Source organism: Methanoregula sp. (assembly GCF_049518935.1).
GTDB lineage: Archaea > Halobacteriota > Methanomicrobia > Methanomicrobiales > Methanospirillaceae > Methanoregula.
This window is the reverse complement of sequence record NZ_JBEKRH010000008.1, coordinates 1-16,749: the sequence shown is the minus strand read 5'-3', so window position 1 is coordinate 16,749 and position 16,749 is coordinate 1. Positions and strand designations below refer to the sequence as shown.

Genomic DNA, 16,749 nt, shown 5'->3' with positions numbered 1-16,749 from the left:
ACATTGCAGATCATCCATGGAGTGAAAAGGTTGTTCCGTATCGAAAAAGCCGAACCGGGGAGGTGGGAACTGTGAGCACCCCCGTCATTGCACAGGAAGTAAAGGGTATAATCCCGGCCGGTTCGAAGGGCCCGAAAGTTATGCCAATCGTTATCGCCGTTCCAAAGGAACTGGCCCCAGGGGAACAGCGCGTGGCGACTGTACCGGAGGTCGTCCAGAAGCTCACGAAGTCGGGTTACGAAGTCCGGATCGAGCACGATGCAGGGACAAGTGCGTACTATCCCGACGATCTCTTCACAGCCGCCGGTGCAATAATTGCATCCAGCCGGACCGACCTGTTGAACGGTGCCAGGATCGTGCTGCGCGTCCAGCCCCCGACCGTCGCCGAAGTCGACCAGCTCGCCGAGGGCACGATCGTCATCGGGTTCATGAACGCGACAACAAACCTCGAAGCCATCGCCCGGATGCGCGACCGTAATGTCACTGCCTTCGCCCTCGAGCTTGTCCCGCGGATCACCCGTGCTCAGAGCATGGATGCACTCAGTTCCCAGGCTACGGCTGCCGGGTACACGGCAGCAATCCTGGGTGCCGATAACTGCCCGAAGTTCCTCCCGATGCTGACGACGGCCGCGGGCACGATACGACCAGCAACAGTGCTCATCCTGGGTGCCGGCGTTGCCGGTCTTATGGCGATCGCGACGGCAAAACGGCTCGGCGCCATTGTCGAGGCCTATGACGTCCGGCGTGCAGCTGGCGAGCAGGTCAGGAGCCTCGGCGCAAAGTTCCTCGAACTTGAAATTAATGCTGAAGGCCAGGGCGGCTACGCCCGCGAGCTCACGCCCGAAGAGAAGGCACAGGAGCAGCAGATGGTCTCCACCGCGGTTGCGCGGGCAGACATTGTCATCACGACCGCAGCCATCCCCGGCCGGAGAGCCCCGCTCCTTGTCACCAAGGAGACCGTCGCGATGATGCGTCCGGGTGCCGTCATCGTCGACCTGGCCGCAGAATCGGGCGGCAACTGTGAGCTGACCCGGTATGGCAAGACCGTACGGGAACACGGCGTCACGATCATAGGCCCGCAGAACCTCCCGGCCCGCGTGCCATTCCATTCGAGCCAGATGTACGCAAAGAACCTCCAGTCGTTTCTCGTGCTCCTCGTCGACAAAGACGGGGCGCTCATAAAAGAGTTCACAGACGAGATCCTCGTTGCGAGCCTTCTCGTCCACGCAGGAGAGGTGCGCCACGGGCCAACACGTGACCTCCTGATAGGAGGAAAACCATGACCGACATAACCACCCTCTGGACCGCAGTCTACATCGCAATGCTCGCCGCGTTCACCGGCTACGTCGTCATCAGCCGGGTCCCCGTTATCCTCCATACACCACTGATGAGCGGCTCGAACTTCATCCACGGGATCGTGCTTGTCGGCGCCATGGTCGCGCTCGGCCTCGCGACGACGCCCCTTGAGCAGGCCATCGGTTTTGTAGCGGTCATTCTCGGAGCAGCGAACGTCACTGGCGGCTACGTGGTCACGGAGCGGATCCTCCAGATGTTCGACCGCAGTGGGAAGAAGCCCGGAAAGGGGGCCTGAAATGATCGACCTCTCCTGGGCAATCGACCCGGTCTACATCGCTACGATCTTCTTCTTCATCGTCGGCCTCCAGCGGATGAGCCACCCACTCACCGCCCGGAGCGGGATTGTCTGGGCCGGCACCGCGATGCTGATCGCAACTCTCGTCACGTTCCTTACTCCGGGCCTCACCAACTTCGCCCTTATGGCGATCGCGATCGTTATCGGCGGGGGCTTCGGCTACATCGCCGCAAAGCGCGTCGGGATGACCGACATGCCCCAGATGATTGCGCTCTACAATGGGATGGGCGGCGGCGCAGCGGCCGGGATCTCGGCAGTTGCGCTCCTTGGCACGACAAACGCCACCTCCGGTTCCCTTGCGGTCGTCGGCGGCCTCATCGGGGCCGTTTCGTTTGCGGGGAGCATCATCGCGTTCCTGAAACTCCAGGGCTGGATGCGGCCGCGGCCGATCACCTTCCCGGGCCAGCAGATCGTAAACACCGCGTTCCTGGCCCTCGCTATCGTGTCCGGCGTACTCGTCGTCCTGCAGCCAACATGGATCCCGCTCACAGTTGCCATATACCTTCCGCTGTTCTTTGTCCTCTCGCTCGGCTTCGGGCTTCTCATGACGCTCCCGATCGGCGGGGCGGATATGCCCGTCGTGATCTCGATGTACAACGCCTTCACCGGCCTTGCCGTCGCGCTCGACGGGTTCTCGTTTGCTACCCCCAACTACGCGATGGTCATCGCTGGCATCATAGTCGGCGCTGCGGGTTCGCTGCTCACGCTCAATATGGCAAAGGCGATGAACCGCTCGATCTCGAACGTCTTCTTTGGTGCGTTCGGCGCGACAGAAGAGAGAGGGGTAGAGATCCAGGGCAGCATGAAGTCGATCGAAGCTGATGACGTCGCGGTTATGCTTGCCTATGCGAACAAAGTAATCATCGCTCCCGGTTACGGAATGGCGGTCGCCCAGGCCCAGCAGAAGGTCAAGGAGCTGACCGACATGCTCGAGAGCAAGAACATCCAGGTGAAGTTCGCGATCCACCCGGTCGCCGGGCGGATGCCCGGGCACATGAACGTCCTCTTGGCCGAAGCCGGGATCAACTACGACCACCTCTTCGACCGGGATGAAGTGAACCCGGAGTTCCCAGGCACTGACGTCGTCCTCGTCATCGGTGCAAACGACGTCGTCAACCCGGCGGCGCATCGGCAGGGCAGCCCGCTCTTCGGTATGCCTATCCTCGATGTCGAGCAGGCGAAGAACGTCATCGTCCTCAAGCGTGGCCAGGGGAAGGGCTTCGCGGGAATAGAGAACGACCTGTTCTACCGGGATAACACACGCCTGCTCTATGGTGACGCGCAGGAGACAGTAGGGAAGCTCGTGCAGGCCCTCAAGAAGGTCTAGGCTTCACGAGAATCCGGCGGGCCGATGCAATGGCCCTGCCGGTCTCCCGGCGTGCGGCACTTTAAAGGGGATCGACGAGATGCTCCGGAAAGAACAAACGGATTTTTCCCGGTTTCCTTTCTTTTTCAAAACGCATTTTTTTTAAATTCCCGAACCGGCCGGGTTTTTCACGCCGGTTGGCCCGGAAAACGGTGACCTTATATGGTTATCTGCCAGATTCAATGGTAAGGCAGGGGGTTATACCATAGAAGATACCGTCCCGATTCCGGATGGACAGGTTGTCCGTAAGAAACTCCACTTTTTCTGGATTGCCGACTGCTCAGATTCCATGCGGGGCAAGAAGATAGCAACCTTAAATCAGGCAATACGGGAAGCAATACCGGAAGTCCAGAAGGCCGTGGCTGCGTACCCGCAGGTCGAGATCTTCATGCGGGCGATCAAGTTCTCAGATGAAGCTGCATGGCATGTGGGTCCGGCCCCGGTCCCGATCGAACAGTTTACCTGGCCGGAACTCGAGACTTCCGGTCTTACCGCTACGGCTAAAGCCCTGAAGCTGCTGGAGGGGGAGCTCTCGATCGAACGGATGCCCCGGCGCGGACTTCCCCCGGTCTGCATCCTCGTCTCCGATGGGTTCTGCACGGATCCCCGCGAAGAATATGACAATTCAATCGCTGAACTGGCAAAGATACCCTGGGGCGTAAAGGCAGTCCGGCTCGCGATTGCGATCGGCGATGAATCAGATTACAACGAGCCCGAACTCCTGAAATTCGTGAACCAGGACGCGATCGGGCTCTTAAAGGCCCATTCGCCGGAAGAGCTCGTCTCCTACATTAAGTGGGCCTCGGTTTCGGCCTCGGTCGCCTCCTCGCGGGGCAGGAGCCGCAGTACCGGTATCACGGAAGATACCTCCAATGTCACGCTCGACTCCCCGCCGCCTATGATCACGTCCAACACCGACCTGTTCTAGTCCTGTCGCATGCACCCCTCACGACAATTCCTCTGTTCCGGTGATGCCGGCCTTGGCTGGGCATTCGGCTCCAGCCGGACCGGTGCCTCTCATCTCCGCTCCGGCAGGCCCTGCGAAGATGCATTCGCCCTCTGGAGCGGAGCCTCCGGTGCAATCCCCTGCATTGCGGCAGCTATAGCAGACGGTCATGGAGACTCCCGCCACGACAGGAGCCGGGCGGGGGCTGCCCTTGCCGTTCAGGCAGCGATTGATGAACTGGTCTCATTCCACCGTATCCACGGGGAAACCGGTTCCCGGGTGGTCCTCCGCTCGGAATTCCGGGCCGATTTTCCCCGCCGTACAACCCGCCGCTGGCGCGAAGCAGTGCTCGGGGATGCAGTGCGTCGTAAGATCGAAATTTTACCGCAGGAGGGCAGTGGCTCCGGGGATTTTTCCCGGTACGGCACTACGCTGATTTCCTCCATGGTCCTTGCAGACACGATCCTTATCGGGCAGATTGGTGACGGGGACGTGATCCTTGTCCGCCCGGACGGGACTCTCGATATCCCGATCCCTGCCGATACCACCCTCATGGGTGCGGAGACCCGGTCCCTCTCGTCCCGGGACGCCCACCTGCTCTGGCGTACGGCAACGCTGGACCGTGGAGCCGGGGGCATCCTCATTGCAGCAACGGACGGAATCTCGGATTCCTTTGATGGATCGGAAAGAGAAGAGTTTAAAAAATTCATAACAAGCCTTGCTGCGCGTATCAGGGAATTCGGGATCGAGAACGTGGCAGGTTCCCTCAACGGGTGGCTTGACCGGTACTCAGAACTCGCCAGCGGCGATGATATGACTATGGTATTTGTCTGCATCAACCCGTCAGAAGAAAATTGTGAGCCGGATTCTTCCCGGGAAGATGAGGTTGACCGGCAGACCGCACCGCCACAGCAGGGTACGCTCTCGGGGGTGTGGTGATGCCTCTTTCAATTGGCCAGCGGGTAAAGGCAGAGTTATCCGGTGCAGAACTTCACGTGATCAAAAAACTGGGCGAAGGCACCCAGGGAGAGGTCTATCTCGTGGAAGGACCGGACGGGTACCAGGCGGTCAAATGGTACAAACCTGAACAGGCAACACCGGAACAGCGGACCGCGATCCTCTATCTGGTCCGGACCGGCCCGCCGTTCGGTGCTGCCGGGAAACGGTTTATCTGGCCTCTTGACCTCGTGACCTCGGGACCATCGGGCCATTTCGGGTACCTGATGCAGCGGATCGACACAAAGCGGTTTGCCGAGCTCGGCGAAGTCTGGGCCCATCTCAAACCGGTGCCCAACTTCTCTGCCTTATGCGAAATCTCCTACCAGCTTGCCAACAGTTACCGGGCCCTCCACCTCTCGGGCCACTGCTACCGGGACATCTCGGCAGGGAACCTGATGTTCGATCCCGTAACCGGCGATATCCTGATCTGCGACAACGATAATGTCGGCGTGAACCGCCAGTCGCGCTGCCAGGTCTGGGGTACGATGGAGTACATGGCACCGGAGATCATCCGCGGGACAGCCGATCCCTCCACCCAGACAGATCTGCATTCCCTTGCAATTCTCCTCTTCTACCTCTGGGTCTGGCACCATCCCTTCCATGGCGAGATGGAGTACCGTTTCCACTGCTGGGACATCCCGGCCAAGAAGAAAGTGTATGGCGAGACCCCGGTCTTTGTATTTGACCGGCTGGACTTTTCCAACACGCTCCCGCAGGATCCCGACTATGCGATCGCACGCGAGCGATGGGCATGGTGCCCCGGGGAGCTCCGGGACACATTCACCCGCGCATTTTCGGATGGCCTCCGCGACCCGGACCGCCGCGTGACCGAGGGTGAATGGCAGGGCCTCTTCTCCCGGATCAAGGACCGCATTGCCTGCTGCCCGCGGTGCAGGGCCGAAAACTTTGCCGGGCAAAACGGCAGGATCGGTTCCTGCTGGCACTGCAATGCTGCAATTACTCCGCCCCCGGTCCTCAGTATCCGACGCCCATCCGGGAATATTCCGCTACTCCTTTCGCTCGGGACAACCCTGCGAAAACGTCACATCTCCTCTGCCACACCCCTGGATGACGGGGCGGAAGTCGTGGGAAAGGTTGTCCCACACCCGTCCATTGCCGGCGCAGCCGGTATCCGTAACCTGTCAAAAGAATCCTGGAATATTACGTTCCCTGATGGAAGATCCACAAAAGTCCCTCCTGATCGTGCTGTTCCGTTACATCCCGGAACGACCATACGTATTGAGGGAATTGAGCTCACGATACTTGCCCCCGAACCAGGAGTGACACCATGAACAACGAGCCGGCCCGGATTCTCACATCGCTTGTCACACGGTACGGTACTTCCCTGGCGTATGATCCCCTCCGGTGCGAAGGACTGCTCCGGGATACCTGCACGCATTGCAACCGGGAGATCTTTGTTCTCGTCAATGCCGTCCGCCAGCAGGTACCGGCCGATCTTCTCTCCCCGCGCCATTCGCTGCCGTTCCCGCTTTTTAAGGGATTCCTGGTAAAACGTCTCCAGGATGAACTGGGATTCTCTGACGAGGCAGCGCAGTGGGCAGTGGATACCTGGTCGGCAGCACTCGGGCTCTCCACCACGGATGCACGGCCGGAACAGGACCCTGCCCCGGCTGCCGTTTCATCGGTACGCCGGAAAAGTACCGTATCTGAAGATCAAAGGACTCAGTGGGCTGACGATTTCGGATCCGACCGGCCTGCCACCAGGCTTGAGGCAGTCAGGGGGCTGGCAGATACCGGTGATCCGGCGTGCTTCCCTCTCCTGATAAGCACCCTTGAAAACGATCAATGGCAGGTGCGATCTGCAGCATATGATGCCCTTATCAGTCTCGGTACACCGGCCGTAACCGCGCTTGTAGAGGCACTTGACGATACCCACCGGCCGCTGGTCGGTTCCGTGATTCTCATTCTCGGTGCAATCCGGGCCCGTGAATCTGTAGATCCGCTCATCCGGCTTATGGAATCCGACAGGGATCTTGCCGGGTATGCAATATGGGCCCTTGGTGAGATTGGAGATGCACGGGCCTCAACACCACTCCTGAAACGTCTCTCGGACAGCAACAGCACCATCCATCTGGCTGCTGAAGAAGCCCTCAAAAAGATCCGCTGATCCTGCGCACACCTTCCGGCAGGATACAGAACTGTTGAAAAAAGGCGGAGATATTACGGGGCTGCCGGGTTTATCACTTCGAAGACCAGGTTCCTGCCGAACACCTTCTCAAAGGTCCGCCGTTCACTTTCAATCCCCCATATCTCCAGCTGGCAGTCACCCCGGGCAACTACTTCCAGGTGAACAGCGTCCTCGTCGACCCGGGCAAACCGGACATGCTGGATCAGGGCAGCATGACTCCGGTCCAGGCTTTCCCCCAGCCGGATGAACGTGGAGAGTACTTTTAGGGCTTCCCGCTCCCGGACATCAAGATCCGCAACGTCGAGATCTTTTTTCTTTGGGGTCTTTTTCCGGTGGAATTTTGCCAGGGTTGCCATGAATGTAACTTCCTTCTGGTCGAACCCAAGCAGTTCTGAATTTTTTATAATGTAATACGAATGTGCATGATGGTTGGTGTACGAGATGAATGAGCCGATATCATGGAGAAAGGTGGCATACTCGAGGAGTTCCCGGTCGAGATCGGAAAAGTCGTGGAGCTTCTGTTCCCGGGCTGAATCGAACATCTCGAGCACCAGGCTCGTCACGGTTCTTGCATGCACCTCGTTGATGCCACACGAACGGCCAAGCTGGAGCACGCTTCGCTGGCGGGATGAGAGTTCCCCAAGCAGGGGAAAATTATCCATACGGGAGAGGTAATCGACAAGGAGACCATCCTGCAGTCCGCGCCCGGTGATTGTTATGGCATCGAGCGAGAGCTCCTTCATAAACGTTTCAAGGATCGCTGCCCCGGCAATGATGATATCCGCACGTTCCGGGTTGATCCCGGGCACTTTACGGCGTTGTTCGAGGGGAAGGGAACAGAGCAGATCAGTTACCTTCCTGAGATCTTTGCAGGTGAGCATGGTATCAGATGAGCCCGAAGAGGAATGAAGTGCCTTCTGGGCGATCTCGGCAAGGTTCATGATCGACCCGGAACTGCCAATTGCAAGGGCAGGGCGGAGTTTCCGGAGTTTCTCCAGCGAGTGGAAGATCACGTTCCTGATATGCTGCTGGATCTTCCTGTACTGTTCGGGAGTTACCGGCCCATTATCTCCGGGAGCAGTATAGAGGTTCGAGAGCCGGATTGCCCCGAGCTTGAAACTGTCCAGGTACTGGTAATCCCGTGAATCCCCGACAGCAACTTCCGTACTGCCTCCCCCGATATCAATAAAGAATGCCGGGGTTGCAGTCAGGTGCGTACCGCTCGCCACCCCGAGATAGATAAGCCGGGCTTCTTCGCGACCGGAGATGACCCGGATATCGATCTGGGCTTCCTGCCGGAGCAGGTGCAGGAGTTCGTTCTGGTTGGCAGCCTCGCGGGCGGCAGAGGTTGCTACTGCAACAAATTCTTCAGAACTGAATGTCCGGGCAAGATCAGTGAACCGTTTTGCTACGATCGCTGCCCGTTCCATGGCCTGGGGGGTGATCTCCTCGTCCTCAAACTCACCTTCACCAAGCCGTACCTGTTGTTTTTGCCGGGTCAGGATCGTGTAGGAATGGTTCGGGTTGAGACGGACAACGAGAAGACGGAGGGAATTGGTTCCCAGATCAAGGAACGAGACCACGCGCCCGTTCGGGCCGGGAGGTTTGAGTTTCACCGGATCACCAGTTCACGCCCAAATGCCCGGGTAAACAACACTGCTTTTGATCGCGCCCGTTCCTTTTCCTGAGTTACATCAACCGGGGATACGATATCGCAGCTGATCTCCCCGGAGCCGATGATACAGTGGATCTCCTGCACGGAACCGAGGTGGAGGTAATCCAGCCCGTCCGCTACCCGGAGGAGCGCGGCAAGCTGCAGGATCTTCTTCTGCCGGTCTTCCGGCAGAAGCGGGAAGAAGACATGGGTTTCCGGTGTTTCCTGTCCGCGGTGGGCAAGCGCAATGAGCCCGACCGTCACGCGGTCAGGGAGATCGAAGGGGAGGGTCTCATCGGCAAAAATCCGGGCAGCGCTCAAATGGTTATGTCGCTTCTGCCGGGTCATCCAGCCGATATCATGCAGCATCCCGGCACATTCGAGGAGGAAACGGTCATGTTTTGTCATGCCATGGACAGGCTGGAGGCTGTCAAACAGCATAAGGGCAAGATGCGTTGCGTGCCGGTGATGGGCAAGACCTTCCGGGAACTGCGCAGCTACAGCCCCGACAACCCGCCGGGTCTCCTCAATCCTGACCTCCGGGTCCGGCTGGAACTTCTTCTTCCTGCCGTAAAGAAGGGTCTGCCGGAGTTCATCCCAGAGATGTGTCCGCTTCTGGGATTCCCAGTACCGCACGAACTGCCGGTGGAGGAGGATCCGGGCCCGTTCACGTTCCTTAAGGAAGAGCCGGAGACTTGCCAGCGTTGCAGTGTCCGGCCGTTTCTCTTCCTTCTCGGTGCGAAGGTGGGAACGTTCGCGGAGCATAATGCGGGTGACATGATCGATCCAGACATCGCAGTCATGGAGATCACCGAGAACCTCCTGGATCTTCTTCACCCGGATTAAGGGTTTTTTCAGATTGAGGCGATATACGGGGCCGTAAATTTCCATGGTGTACCGGAGTTTTTTTGCTGCAATCCGGGTTGCATGGTGCTCGGCAACCGCATCGGGATACGGTACCCAGGGTTCATACGAGAGCATGGTGACAAGCCGGGTCTCGATCCGCAGTGCTGCAACAGTCGGGATACCGTAGCTCATGGTCTTCCACGGGACCCTGCGGACCGCGGATTTACGGGCAGCAAATAATATCTGCATGTCTCCGATCACGCCGCTCTTTTCAAGGGCACCGAGTGCAGAGAGGACCCTCTGCTGGAGCTGGGATCTGCGTTTCCGGAGATCCGCGAGAAGATAAAGGAGGGCAGGATCGTACGGGTTCACCGGGATTCCGGTACCGGGGGGCTGTGCCTTTTTCTTCTGTGCAGAACGGGACCGTTTCTGGTACTTCAGGAGAAATGCAATCTGGACATCTGCATCCCGTGCTTCTCCAAGTGCACGGGTGATGTTTGCCATCTCCTGCATCCAGCGCGAGTACTGTTTCCCGGAAAAACAGGCCCGGAAGAGCGGAAGTGCTGCACGGAGACGGCGGGTGGCCACCCGCATCCGGTGGATGTACTCGATGTCCTCTGCAGCACGGACACCCTCAATCTCACGGGCAAACGCGTCCAGCAGGACCGGCAGCCGCTGGAGACCGTACCAGCAGAGCCCGCGTTCCGGTGCAACCGTATCAGGCCCGGGTATCGTACCAGATTCCACGGTGCTCCACCATCCAGGTCTGGGCATTCATCGGTTGTTCATCCGGGACGGGTGTGATCCGTGCGTACGTACCGTCGGCCTGCATCACCCGTGATTTGACGTTATCACCGAGCTGCACCGGGAGGATCAGGGTAATGATCGCCCGCCTCATTGCAGGATCCTGGACCGGGAAGAGTATCTCGACACGACGGTCGAGATTCCGGGGCATCAGGTCCGCACTGCCGAGGAAGACTTCCTCATTGCCACCGTTCCGGAAGTAATAAATCCGGGCGTGTTCAAGAAACCGGCCGACAATTGCGGTGACCCGGATCGTGTCGCTGAACCCGGGAATACCCGGACGGAGACAGCAGATACCCCGGACCTGCAGGTCGATTTTTACACCTGCCTGCGAGGCCTTGTACAAGGCAGCGATGGAGACAGGATCGACGAGTGCATTCATCTTGAAGATGATATGGCCGTCACCGTGACCGTTCTGCCGGGAAACCTCCCGTTCGATCTTCTCGAGAAGAATCCTGCGGAGGGTGACCGGCGCGACAAGGAGTTTCTTGTAGTTTTCAATACGCGCATAGCCGGTCAGGAAGTTGAAGAGGTTGGCCACATCCTCGCCAATCTCTTTGTCGCAGGTGAGAAGCCCGAAGTCCGTGTAGATCCGGCTTGTGGTCGCGTTGTAGTTGCCGGTACCGAGATGCATATACCTGCGTATCCCGTCTTTTTCACGCCGGACAACCATACAGAGCTTTGCATGCACCTTGAGCCCTACTACACCGTAAACCACGTGGACACCCTCACGTTCGAGGGCCCGGGCCCAGCCAATATTATTCTCTTCGTCAAACCGTGCCTTGAGTTCGATTAAGGCTGCGACAGCCTTGCCATTCTCCCGGGCTTCCATGAGGGCATTGACTATAGGGGAATTCGATCCCACCCGGTAAAGGGTAATCTTGATAGCGAGAACATCCGGGTCATGAGCCGCCTGTCGTATAAAATTGACAACGGGAGAGAAACTGTCATAAGGCTGGTAGAGCAGGATATCGTGACGTTTGATAGCTGCGAAAATATCCCGGTCATCTGCAAGGTCCGGGGGAAGCGAAGGTGCGAACGGGGAGTCCTTGAGATCGGGACGGTCAAGTGACATCATCTGCATGAGGTCTGCCATCCCCACCGGGTGGCCGACCAGGTAAAGCATCGATGTGCTGATGCCAAGTTTCTGCTCCAGCATGTGGCAGATCCCTTCCCTCATGCAGGAGTCCACTTCGATCCTGACCGGTTTGCCCCGGGCCCGCTGCTCCATGATCTCCTCAACCGTGGTCAGCAGATCGGAAGCTTCGTCGACCTCGATCTCGAGATCTGCATCCCGGGTAATCCGGAAGGGGAACGAGGCCACGGTTTCGAGCCCCGGGAAGAGCATGTCAAGGTGGGCGGCGATGATCTCTTCCAGGTACACGAAGTGGACCACGCTGTCATCGTTCCGGGTTGTACCGTCCGGCTCGGGGACCCGGATCAGGCGGGAGAAGAGGTTCGTCGGGACCTTGACCCGGGCGAAAAATTCCTTGTGGTTCTGGTCCCTCACGATAATCGCAAGATTGAGGGAAAGATTGGAGATGAAGGGGAACGGGTGAGAGCTGTCGAACGCGAGCGGAGTGAGTACCGGGAAGACCTCATCCACGAAGAAGCGGTGCATTGCTTCCATCTGCGGGACCGAGAGATCCGCGTAATTGTACACATGAATACCGGCTTCCGCCAGTTTCGGGAGGAGTTCCTTATGCCAGCAGTCGTTCTGTGCCCGGAGCTCGGGGTCAAGCATCTGCCGGATCGCGTCCAGCTGCTGAGACGGGGTCATGCCATCCGGCGGGGCCCTGAGCACGCCTTTTGCCAGCTGGCGCTGGAGACCCGATACACGGATCATGAAGAACTCGTCCAGGTTATTTGCGTAAATCGAAAGGAACTTCACCCGCTCCAGCAGGGGGTGGCTGCTATCGAGAGCTTCATCCAGCACGTGGCGGTTGAACCGGATCCAGCTCAGTTCCCGGTTGATATAGAGCGACGGATTGTCGGCAAGCAGTTGTGGTGTATCCATTCTCGTGCCCCGCAGGAAATATCGGCAAATGACAGGAACTTACGGTATAGTCTGTAACAAAGATAGGTCTCCTATAAAATATACCCTTCCCTGATACAGGACGTGGCAGGGAAAAAATACCCGGAATCCGGGCGTCTTTTGTTAAAAATATAGAGATTCAATAGATTATCAGCCATTGAAATTATGGAACCGGTGGCAGTGCTCGATAAACTCCTGCTTACGGTGTTCGCCCGGGTTCGTTGGGGGACGGAGGTACCCGATCTCCGGAGTCTGGCGGGCAGGGCAGAACGGGCAGAGCGCCGCGTCCATATCTCCGGCTTTTTCCCGCACCGGGCAGTAGTAGATCCCGTCGGTCAGTTCGATCTGGTCCCCGCCCGGAAACGGCATCCCTACCGGATGACCCGGTTCCTGCAACACGATCATGCAGTAGCCGGCAAGGAGAAACTTCAGGAACCGGATCTTCGGGACATCCCCCGTGCCGTTATCCTTGCACTGCCCCGCAACCATATCCCAGTACATTGCAAGTCCGGGCGGCACCGGTTCGTGCATAATCCTGAAGATTCCCTGCTGCTGAGCGAGCCGGATCCGCTGCCAGGTCCCGAGGAGGTGTTCGGTGATCTTCCGTGTGAGCCGGTCACGGTACTCGGGCGGGATGTCCCGGACCTTGTTGTCGAAGTTCCGTTTCATTCGCTGGATATCGGCCGGTGAGTACGTGAGCACGAGACTAGCGATCTGTTCACCGAGTTCCCCCCGCGCCTTTGTCCCTTTGAGCACTGCGCAATGACGGGCAATGTCATCACAGGTAGCAGATGCAGGGTCCGGTTTTTTACCAAACAGCGACATGGAATATATTCTGGCGATCGTGTGAACGAACGGTCCGGCTGATAGTTGGAACCCGGGAAATATAGGTTCTTTGTTCCGGGGCGCTGGCTGGTTGCAAAAAGAACGGACTAAGAATTTTTCGGCACAATTTTTTGCTGAGGGGTCGGGCCTGTCCGGAAAGATTTTCCGGACAAAATTTTGGAGCGGTGAATGGCTGGTCGGACCGCGGAGGTTGGCCCATTCGCTTTTTTTGCGATCGCCGATATGGGCTTGCTGTCCCATACCCCCGGTTGAGACAAACGTCCGCCGGGTCCTGGATTTTACCGGCGAAAATCTTTTCCACAGCCTTTGGCGGTCCCCAGAGGGCGCCCCGCAGCGGATCGATGAAGAGGGAAAATTCCGCTGCTAAAAAATAACCTCTGAAATTCCAGATCCCGGACCCGCCTCTCCACGCATTCCCCCGTATTCAACCTCATCCACCCCTTCTTTCGGCCCCGCAAACGCTTCTGTCAGTTACCTCCTTAATTCCCGTCGAAAAATGCCCGTTAACTCCGGTCTTAATTCCGCGTTTTCCGGATTTGTTACCTCCCGGGACCGGAAAAACAGGTAATCGGAGCTCTGTACGGGCCCGGATTGGTCTACCCCTCCAGGGGACCATTTCTCCGACGGTGAGTGTCACCTTCGGTATACATTATGAGGGTGACCCCCACTCTCCTTCCCCGGGGAGGCAGCCAAAGCGGAGTGCCTCCGCGACCCCCATGTATCCGGTTTACCAAATCATCCCCACGTCACTTTCGCAATTCAGGGGCGCAATTCCGGCGGATTTGAACACCCCGGAGTATCAGAGTATTCCGGATGATTTGCGGGAAAAAATTCCGGAGATTCCGGACAAAAATTTTCACAGGGAAAACTTCCGGACAATCACAAAAAAATAAAAAAATCGGCCCGGCTCAGCTCGCAGTCACCCGACATTAAGTGGCCATCCATGGCAGTCCAGCTCGATGAGATCTTTTTCCGTGACCAGGAAAAACCGCCAGGTCCCGTGCCTGGACCGGAGCCAGAGCTCGGCCGTGACCGCCGCGTCCCGGGCGATGAGCCGGAGCCTCCGGATCTCCTCGCGGAAATCATCAGCAATCTCAGTAAGCGACGCGAGGATTTCCGGCGCGAACTTTACCCGGATAAACGCGATCGGAATTTTCGAGACGATATTGATATCGAAGAGCCGGTCGGGTCCCTTCCCGGCCAACTGGATGAGGCCCCGCATCTGTGCGATGGGTATTGCATCCTTCAGGGCCCGGGGCGACCAGCGACCCGGTTTCATGGCGGGCACTTCCCGGATAGTCTGTCGGCTTGCGGGCGGGTCGACGATTCGTGCGTAGATTCCGACCCGTTGTGCAATACCCGGGCCGGCAGAATTTTTTCTTCTATGCTTTCACCTTCTTTTTCATGGAGTGGTTTTCGTGATGCTACCGGCCAGGAAGGACGCGGCCCGGTCTGCACCGTGCAGGGTACGGCGGGTCCCCGGGGGCTGTATCGTCAGCGGTACTGAATGAGTGCGATGCATTTGATATATAATGAAAGATATTTTTGGATAAATGTTTGTTGGTGGATGGGGGGGTAGGGAACCAGGGGAGCGATGGACGACCGCCGCCCCGAAGAGCGCCCCGCGGCGGATCAATTACCGGAAAAAGAATGCCCATGACAAAAGAAAAACATTCATTGCCCCGCCATGCCTCGGAGAGGCCCTGAGGCGGGGAAGACTCGTAAAGCTGGAAAAAGGTTTTCCGTATCCGGAATTTGCAATAGGCAATCCCGAGCATAAATCAGCCGCTCCGTTCCTATTCTAAGATAATTGGCTGCTCCAGAGATCCCGGTCGGTGCAGGACCGGCCTGACTTGCGAAGCTCGCGAGAACATGGCGCGGAGCATCCGAATTTATTTATATTCACCTTCCCCACGTGTACTCATGGTGATTGCCATGAGTGAATGTTTTATTCGCCAGTAACCTGCGCTTTTTAGATACAACATTACGGGACGGGGAACAGACACCCGGAGTCTCGCTGAATCCTGACCAGAAGTTCGAGATCGCCACAAGGCTCGCGGACATTGGTATCGATGTCATCGAAGCCGGTTCTGCAGCTGCATCGGACGGAGAGCGTGAAGCAATCCGGCGGATCGCGGATGCCGGGCTGAAAGCAGAGATCTGCACATTTGTCCGGGCCCTCAGGCTTGATATCGATTATGCTGCAGAGTGCAATGTAGATGCAATCCACCTCGTAGTCCCGGTCAGCGACCTGCACATCGCCAAGAAGATGCGCAAGACCCGCGACGAGGTCGTTGCCATGGCAATGGGCGCTGTGGAGTACGCGAAGAGCCGGGGGCTCATTGTCGAGCTCTCGGGCGAGGATGCGTCCCGGGCCGACCAGGCATTTCTCCGGTCGATCTTCTCGGACGGGGTTGAGCACGGGGCCGACCGGCTCTGTTTCTGCGATACGGTCGGGCTGCTGACACCAGAGAAAGTGGCAGCGTTCATCCCGCCTCTTGCAAAGATCGCCCCGCTCTCTATCCACTGCCACGATGATCTCGGGTTTGCCGTGGCCAACACGATGGCCGCCCTGAAGGCCGGTGCCTCCTGCGCCCACGTGACCGTCAACGGACTTGGCGAGCGGGCCGGCAACACGCCGCTTGAAGAGGTGGTGATGGCCCTTGAGGTGTTGTACGGGTACCCGACCCGGATCAAAAAGGAACAGCTCTACCTGCTTTCGAGCCTTGTCTCCCGGCACACGGGCGTACCGCTCGCGGTAAACAAGGCAATCGTAGGCGAGATGGCCTTCACGCACGAGAGCGGCATCCATGCCCACGGCGTGATCCGTGAACCGTCCACCTATGAGTCGGTGAGACCCGAGCAGGTTGGCCGCAAGCGGAGGATCGTACTTGGCAAACATTCCGGTTCCGCCTCGGTCGAGGCCGCCCTGCACGAGTTAAACTATTCCGCTGACGATAACCAGATGAAGGAGATCGTAAAGCGGATCAAGCAGCTGGGCGATGACGGGAAACGGATCACGGACACTGACCTGATGGCGATCGCCGATGCTGTCATGGCGATCGAATGCAAACCGATCATTAAAATGCGGCAGTTCACCGCGGTCTCCGGAAGCAACATGCTCCCCACGGCATCAGTCACCCTGATTGTAAACGGGGTGGAGATGACCGGGGCTGCAACGGGCGACGGGCCGGTCGATGCGGCAATGGAAGTGCTGCGCAAATGCGTGGCCGATGTAGCGGATATCCGGCTCGAAGAATACCACGTCGACGCAATCCGGGGAGGCACTGACGCCCTTGTCGATGTGACAGTAAGATTAAGTAAAGACGGAAAGATAATTACTTCACGCGGCGCCCGCACCGACATCATCATGGCAAGTGTCGAGGCGATGATCGCCGGCATGAACAGACTACTGAGGGACAGGACATGAAAACCGGGGCAAAAATCCTCGTC

The 16,749-nt window shown here is 58.1% G+C and carries 13 protein-coding genes; 8 read left to right on the top strand and 5 right to left on the bottom strand.

What is annotated here, in order from left to right:
- Nucleotides 1–71 precede the first annotated feature (71 nt).
- The 7 genes from ABSE13_RS06905 (at nucleotide 72) to ABSE13_RS06875 (ending at nucleotide 7,090) form a co-directional block, all read left to right on the top strand.
- Nucleotides 72–1,283: a Re/Si-specific NAD(P)(+) transhydrogenase subunit alpha gene (locus ABSE13_RS06905; protein ID WP_424027778.1), complete on the top strand. Its 1,212-nt coding sequence runs from the start codon at nucleotides 72–74 to the stop codon at nucleotides 1,281–1,283.
- The gene (locus ABSE13_RS06900) at nucleotides 1,280–1,591 is read left to right on the top strand and encodes an NAD(P) transhydrogenase subunit alpha part 2 (RefSeq protein ID WP_490356174.1); all 312 of its coding nucleotides are present in this window, start codon (nucleotides 1,280–1,282) and stop codon (nucleotides 1,589–1,591) included. The genes ABSE13_RS06905 and ABSE13_RS06900 overlap by 4 nt, the downstream gene beginning before the upstream one ends.
- Nucleotide 1,592: 1 nt before the next feature.
- Nucleotides 1,593–2,978 carry an NAD(P)(+) transhydrogenase (Re/Si-specific) subunit beta gene (locus ABSE13_RS06895; protein ID WP_424027777.1) on the top strand — a complete coding sequence of 462 codons (1,386 nt, stop codon included), beginning with the start codon at nucleotides 1,593–1,595 and terminating at the stop codon, nucleotides 2,976–2,978.
- Between the two features lie 328 nt (nucleotides 2,979–3,306).
- On the top strand, nucleotides 3,307–3,945 hold the full coding sequence (locus ABSE13_RS06890; protein ID WP_424027776.1) for a vWA domain-containing protein: 639 nt from the start codon (nucleotides 3,307–3,309) through the stop codon (nucleotides 3,943–3,945).
- A 9-nt stretch (nucleotides 3,946–3,954) separates the two neighbouring features.
- Nucleotides 3,955–4,902 (top strand): protein phosphatase 2C domain-containing protein, encoded by a 948-nt coding sequence (locus ABSE13_RS06885; RefSeq protein ID WP_424027775.1) that lies wholly within the window; start codon nucleotides 3,955–3,957, stop codon nucleotides 4,900–4,902.
- Nucleotides 4,902–6,254, top strand: coding sequence for a protein kinase domain-containing protein (locus ABSE13_RS06880; protein WP_424027774.1), 1,353 nt, complete (start codon nucleotides 4,902–4,904; stop codon nucleotides 6,252–6,254). Before ABSE13_RS06885 ends, ABSE13_RS06880 begins: the two co-directional genes overlap by 1 nt.
- Nucleotides 6,251–7,090, top strand: coding sequence for a HEAT repeat domain-containing protein (locus ABSE13_RS06875; RefSeq protein WP_424027773.1), 840 nt, complete (start codon nucleotides 6,251–6,253; stop codon nucleotides 7,088–7,090). Before ABSE13_RS06880 ends, ABSE13_RS06875 begins: the two co-directional genes overlap by 4 nt.
- 53 nt (nucleotides 7,091–7,143) lie before the next feature.
- Here the strand turns inward: ABSE13_RS06875 and ABSE13_RS06870 are convergent, their stop codons facing one another.
- From ABSE13_RS06870 to ABSE13_RS06850, 5 genes are all read right to left on the bottom strand, one after another.
- Nucleotides 7,144–8,727 carry a Ppx/GppA phosphatase family protein gene (locus ABSE13_RS06870; protein WP_424027772.1) on the bottom strand — a complete coding sequence of 528 codons (1,584 nt, stop codon included), beginning with the start codon at nucleotides 8,725–8,727 and terminating at the stop codon, nucleotides 7,144–7,146.
- Nucleotides 8,724–10,358 carry a CHAD domain-containing protein gene (locus ABSE13_RS06865; protein ID WP_424027771.1) on the bottom strand — a complete coding sequence of 545 codons (1,635 nt, stop codon included), beginning with the start codon at nucleotides 10,356–10,358 and terminating at the stop codon, nucleotides 8,724–8,726. The genes ABSE13_RS06870 and ABSE13_RS06865 overlap by 4 nt, the downstream gene beginning before the upstream one ends.
- Nucleotides 10,330–12,432 (bottom strand): polyphosphate kinase 1, encoded by a 2,103-nt coding sequence (gene ppk1, locus ABSE13_RS06860; RefSeq protein ID WP_424027770.1) that lies wholly within the window; start codon nucleotides 12,430–12,432, stop codon nucleotides 10,330–10,332. The genes ABSE13_RS06865 and ppk1 overlap by 29 nt, the downstream gene beginning before the upstream one ends.
- A gap of 168 nt (nucleotides 12,433–12,600) precedes the next feature.
- Complete coding sequence (locus ABSE13_RS06855; RefSeq protein WP_424027769.1) at nucleotides 12,601–13,275, bottom strand: DUF2115 domain-containing protein; 675 nt, start codon at nucleotides 13,273–13,275, stop codon at nucleotides 12,601–12,603.
- 940 nt (nucleotides 13,276–14,215) lie between these two features.
- Nucleotides 14,216–14,575 carry a hypothetical protein gene (locus ABSE13_RS06850; RefSeq protein WP_424027768.1) on the bottom strand — a complete coding sequence of 120 codons (360 nt, stop codon included), beginning with the start codon at nucleotides 14,573–14,575 and terminating at the stop codon, nucleotides 14,216–14,218.
- A gap of 660 nt (nucleotides 14,576–15,235) precedes the next feature.
- Here ABSE13_RS06850 and ABSE13_RS06845 point away from each other — a divergent pair.
- Nucleotides 15,236–16,726, top strand: a complete 1,491-nt coding sequence (locus ABSE13_RS06845; protein WP_424027767.1) for a 2-isopropylmalate synthase — start codon at nucleotides 15,236–15,238, stop codon at nucleotides 16,724–16,726.
- Nucleotides 16,727–16,749: the final 23 nt, after the last annotated feature.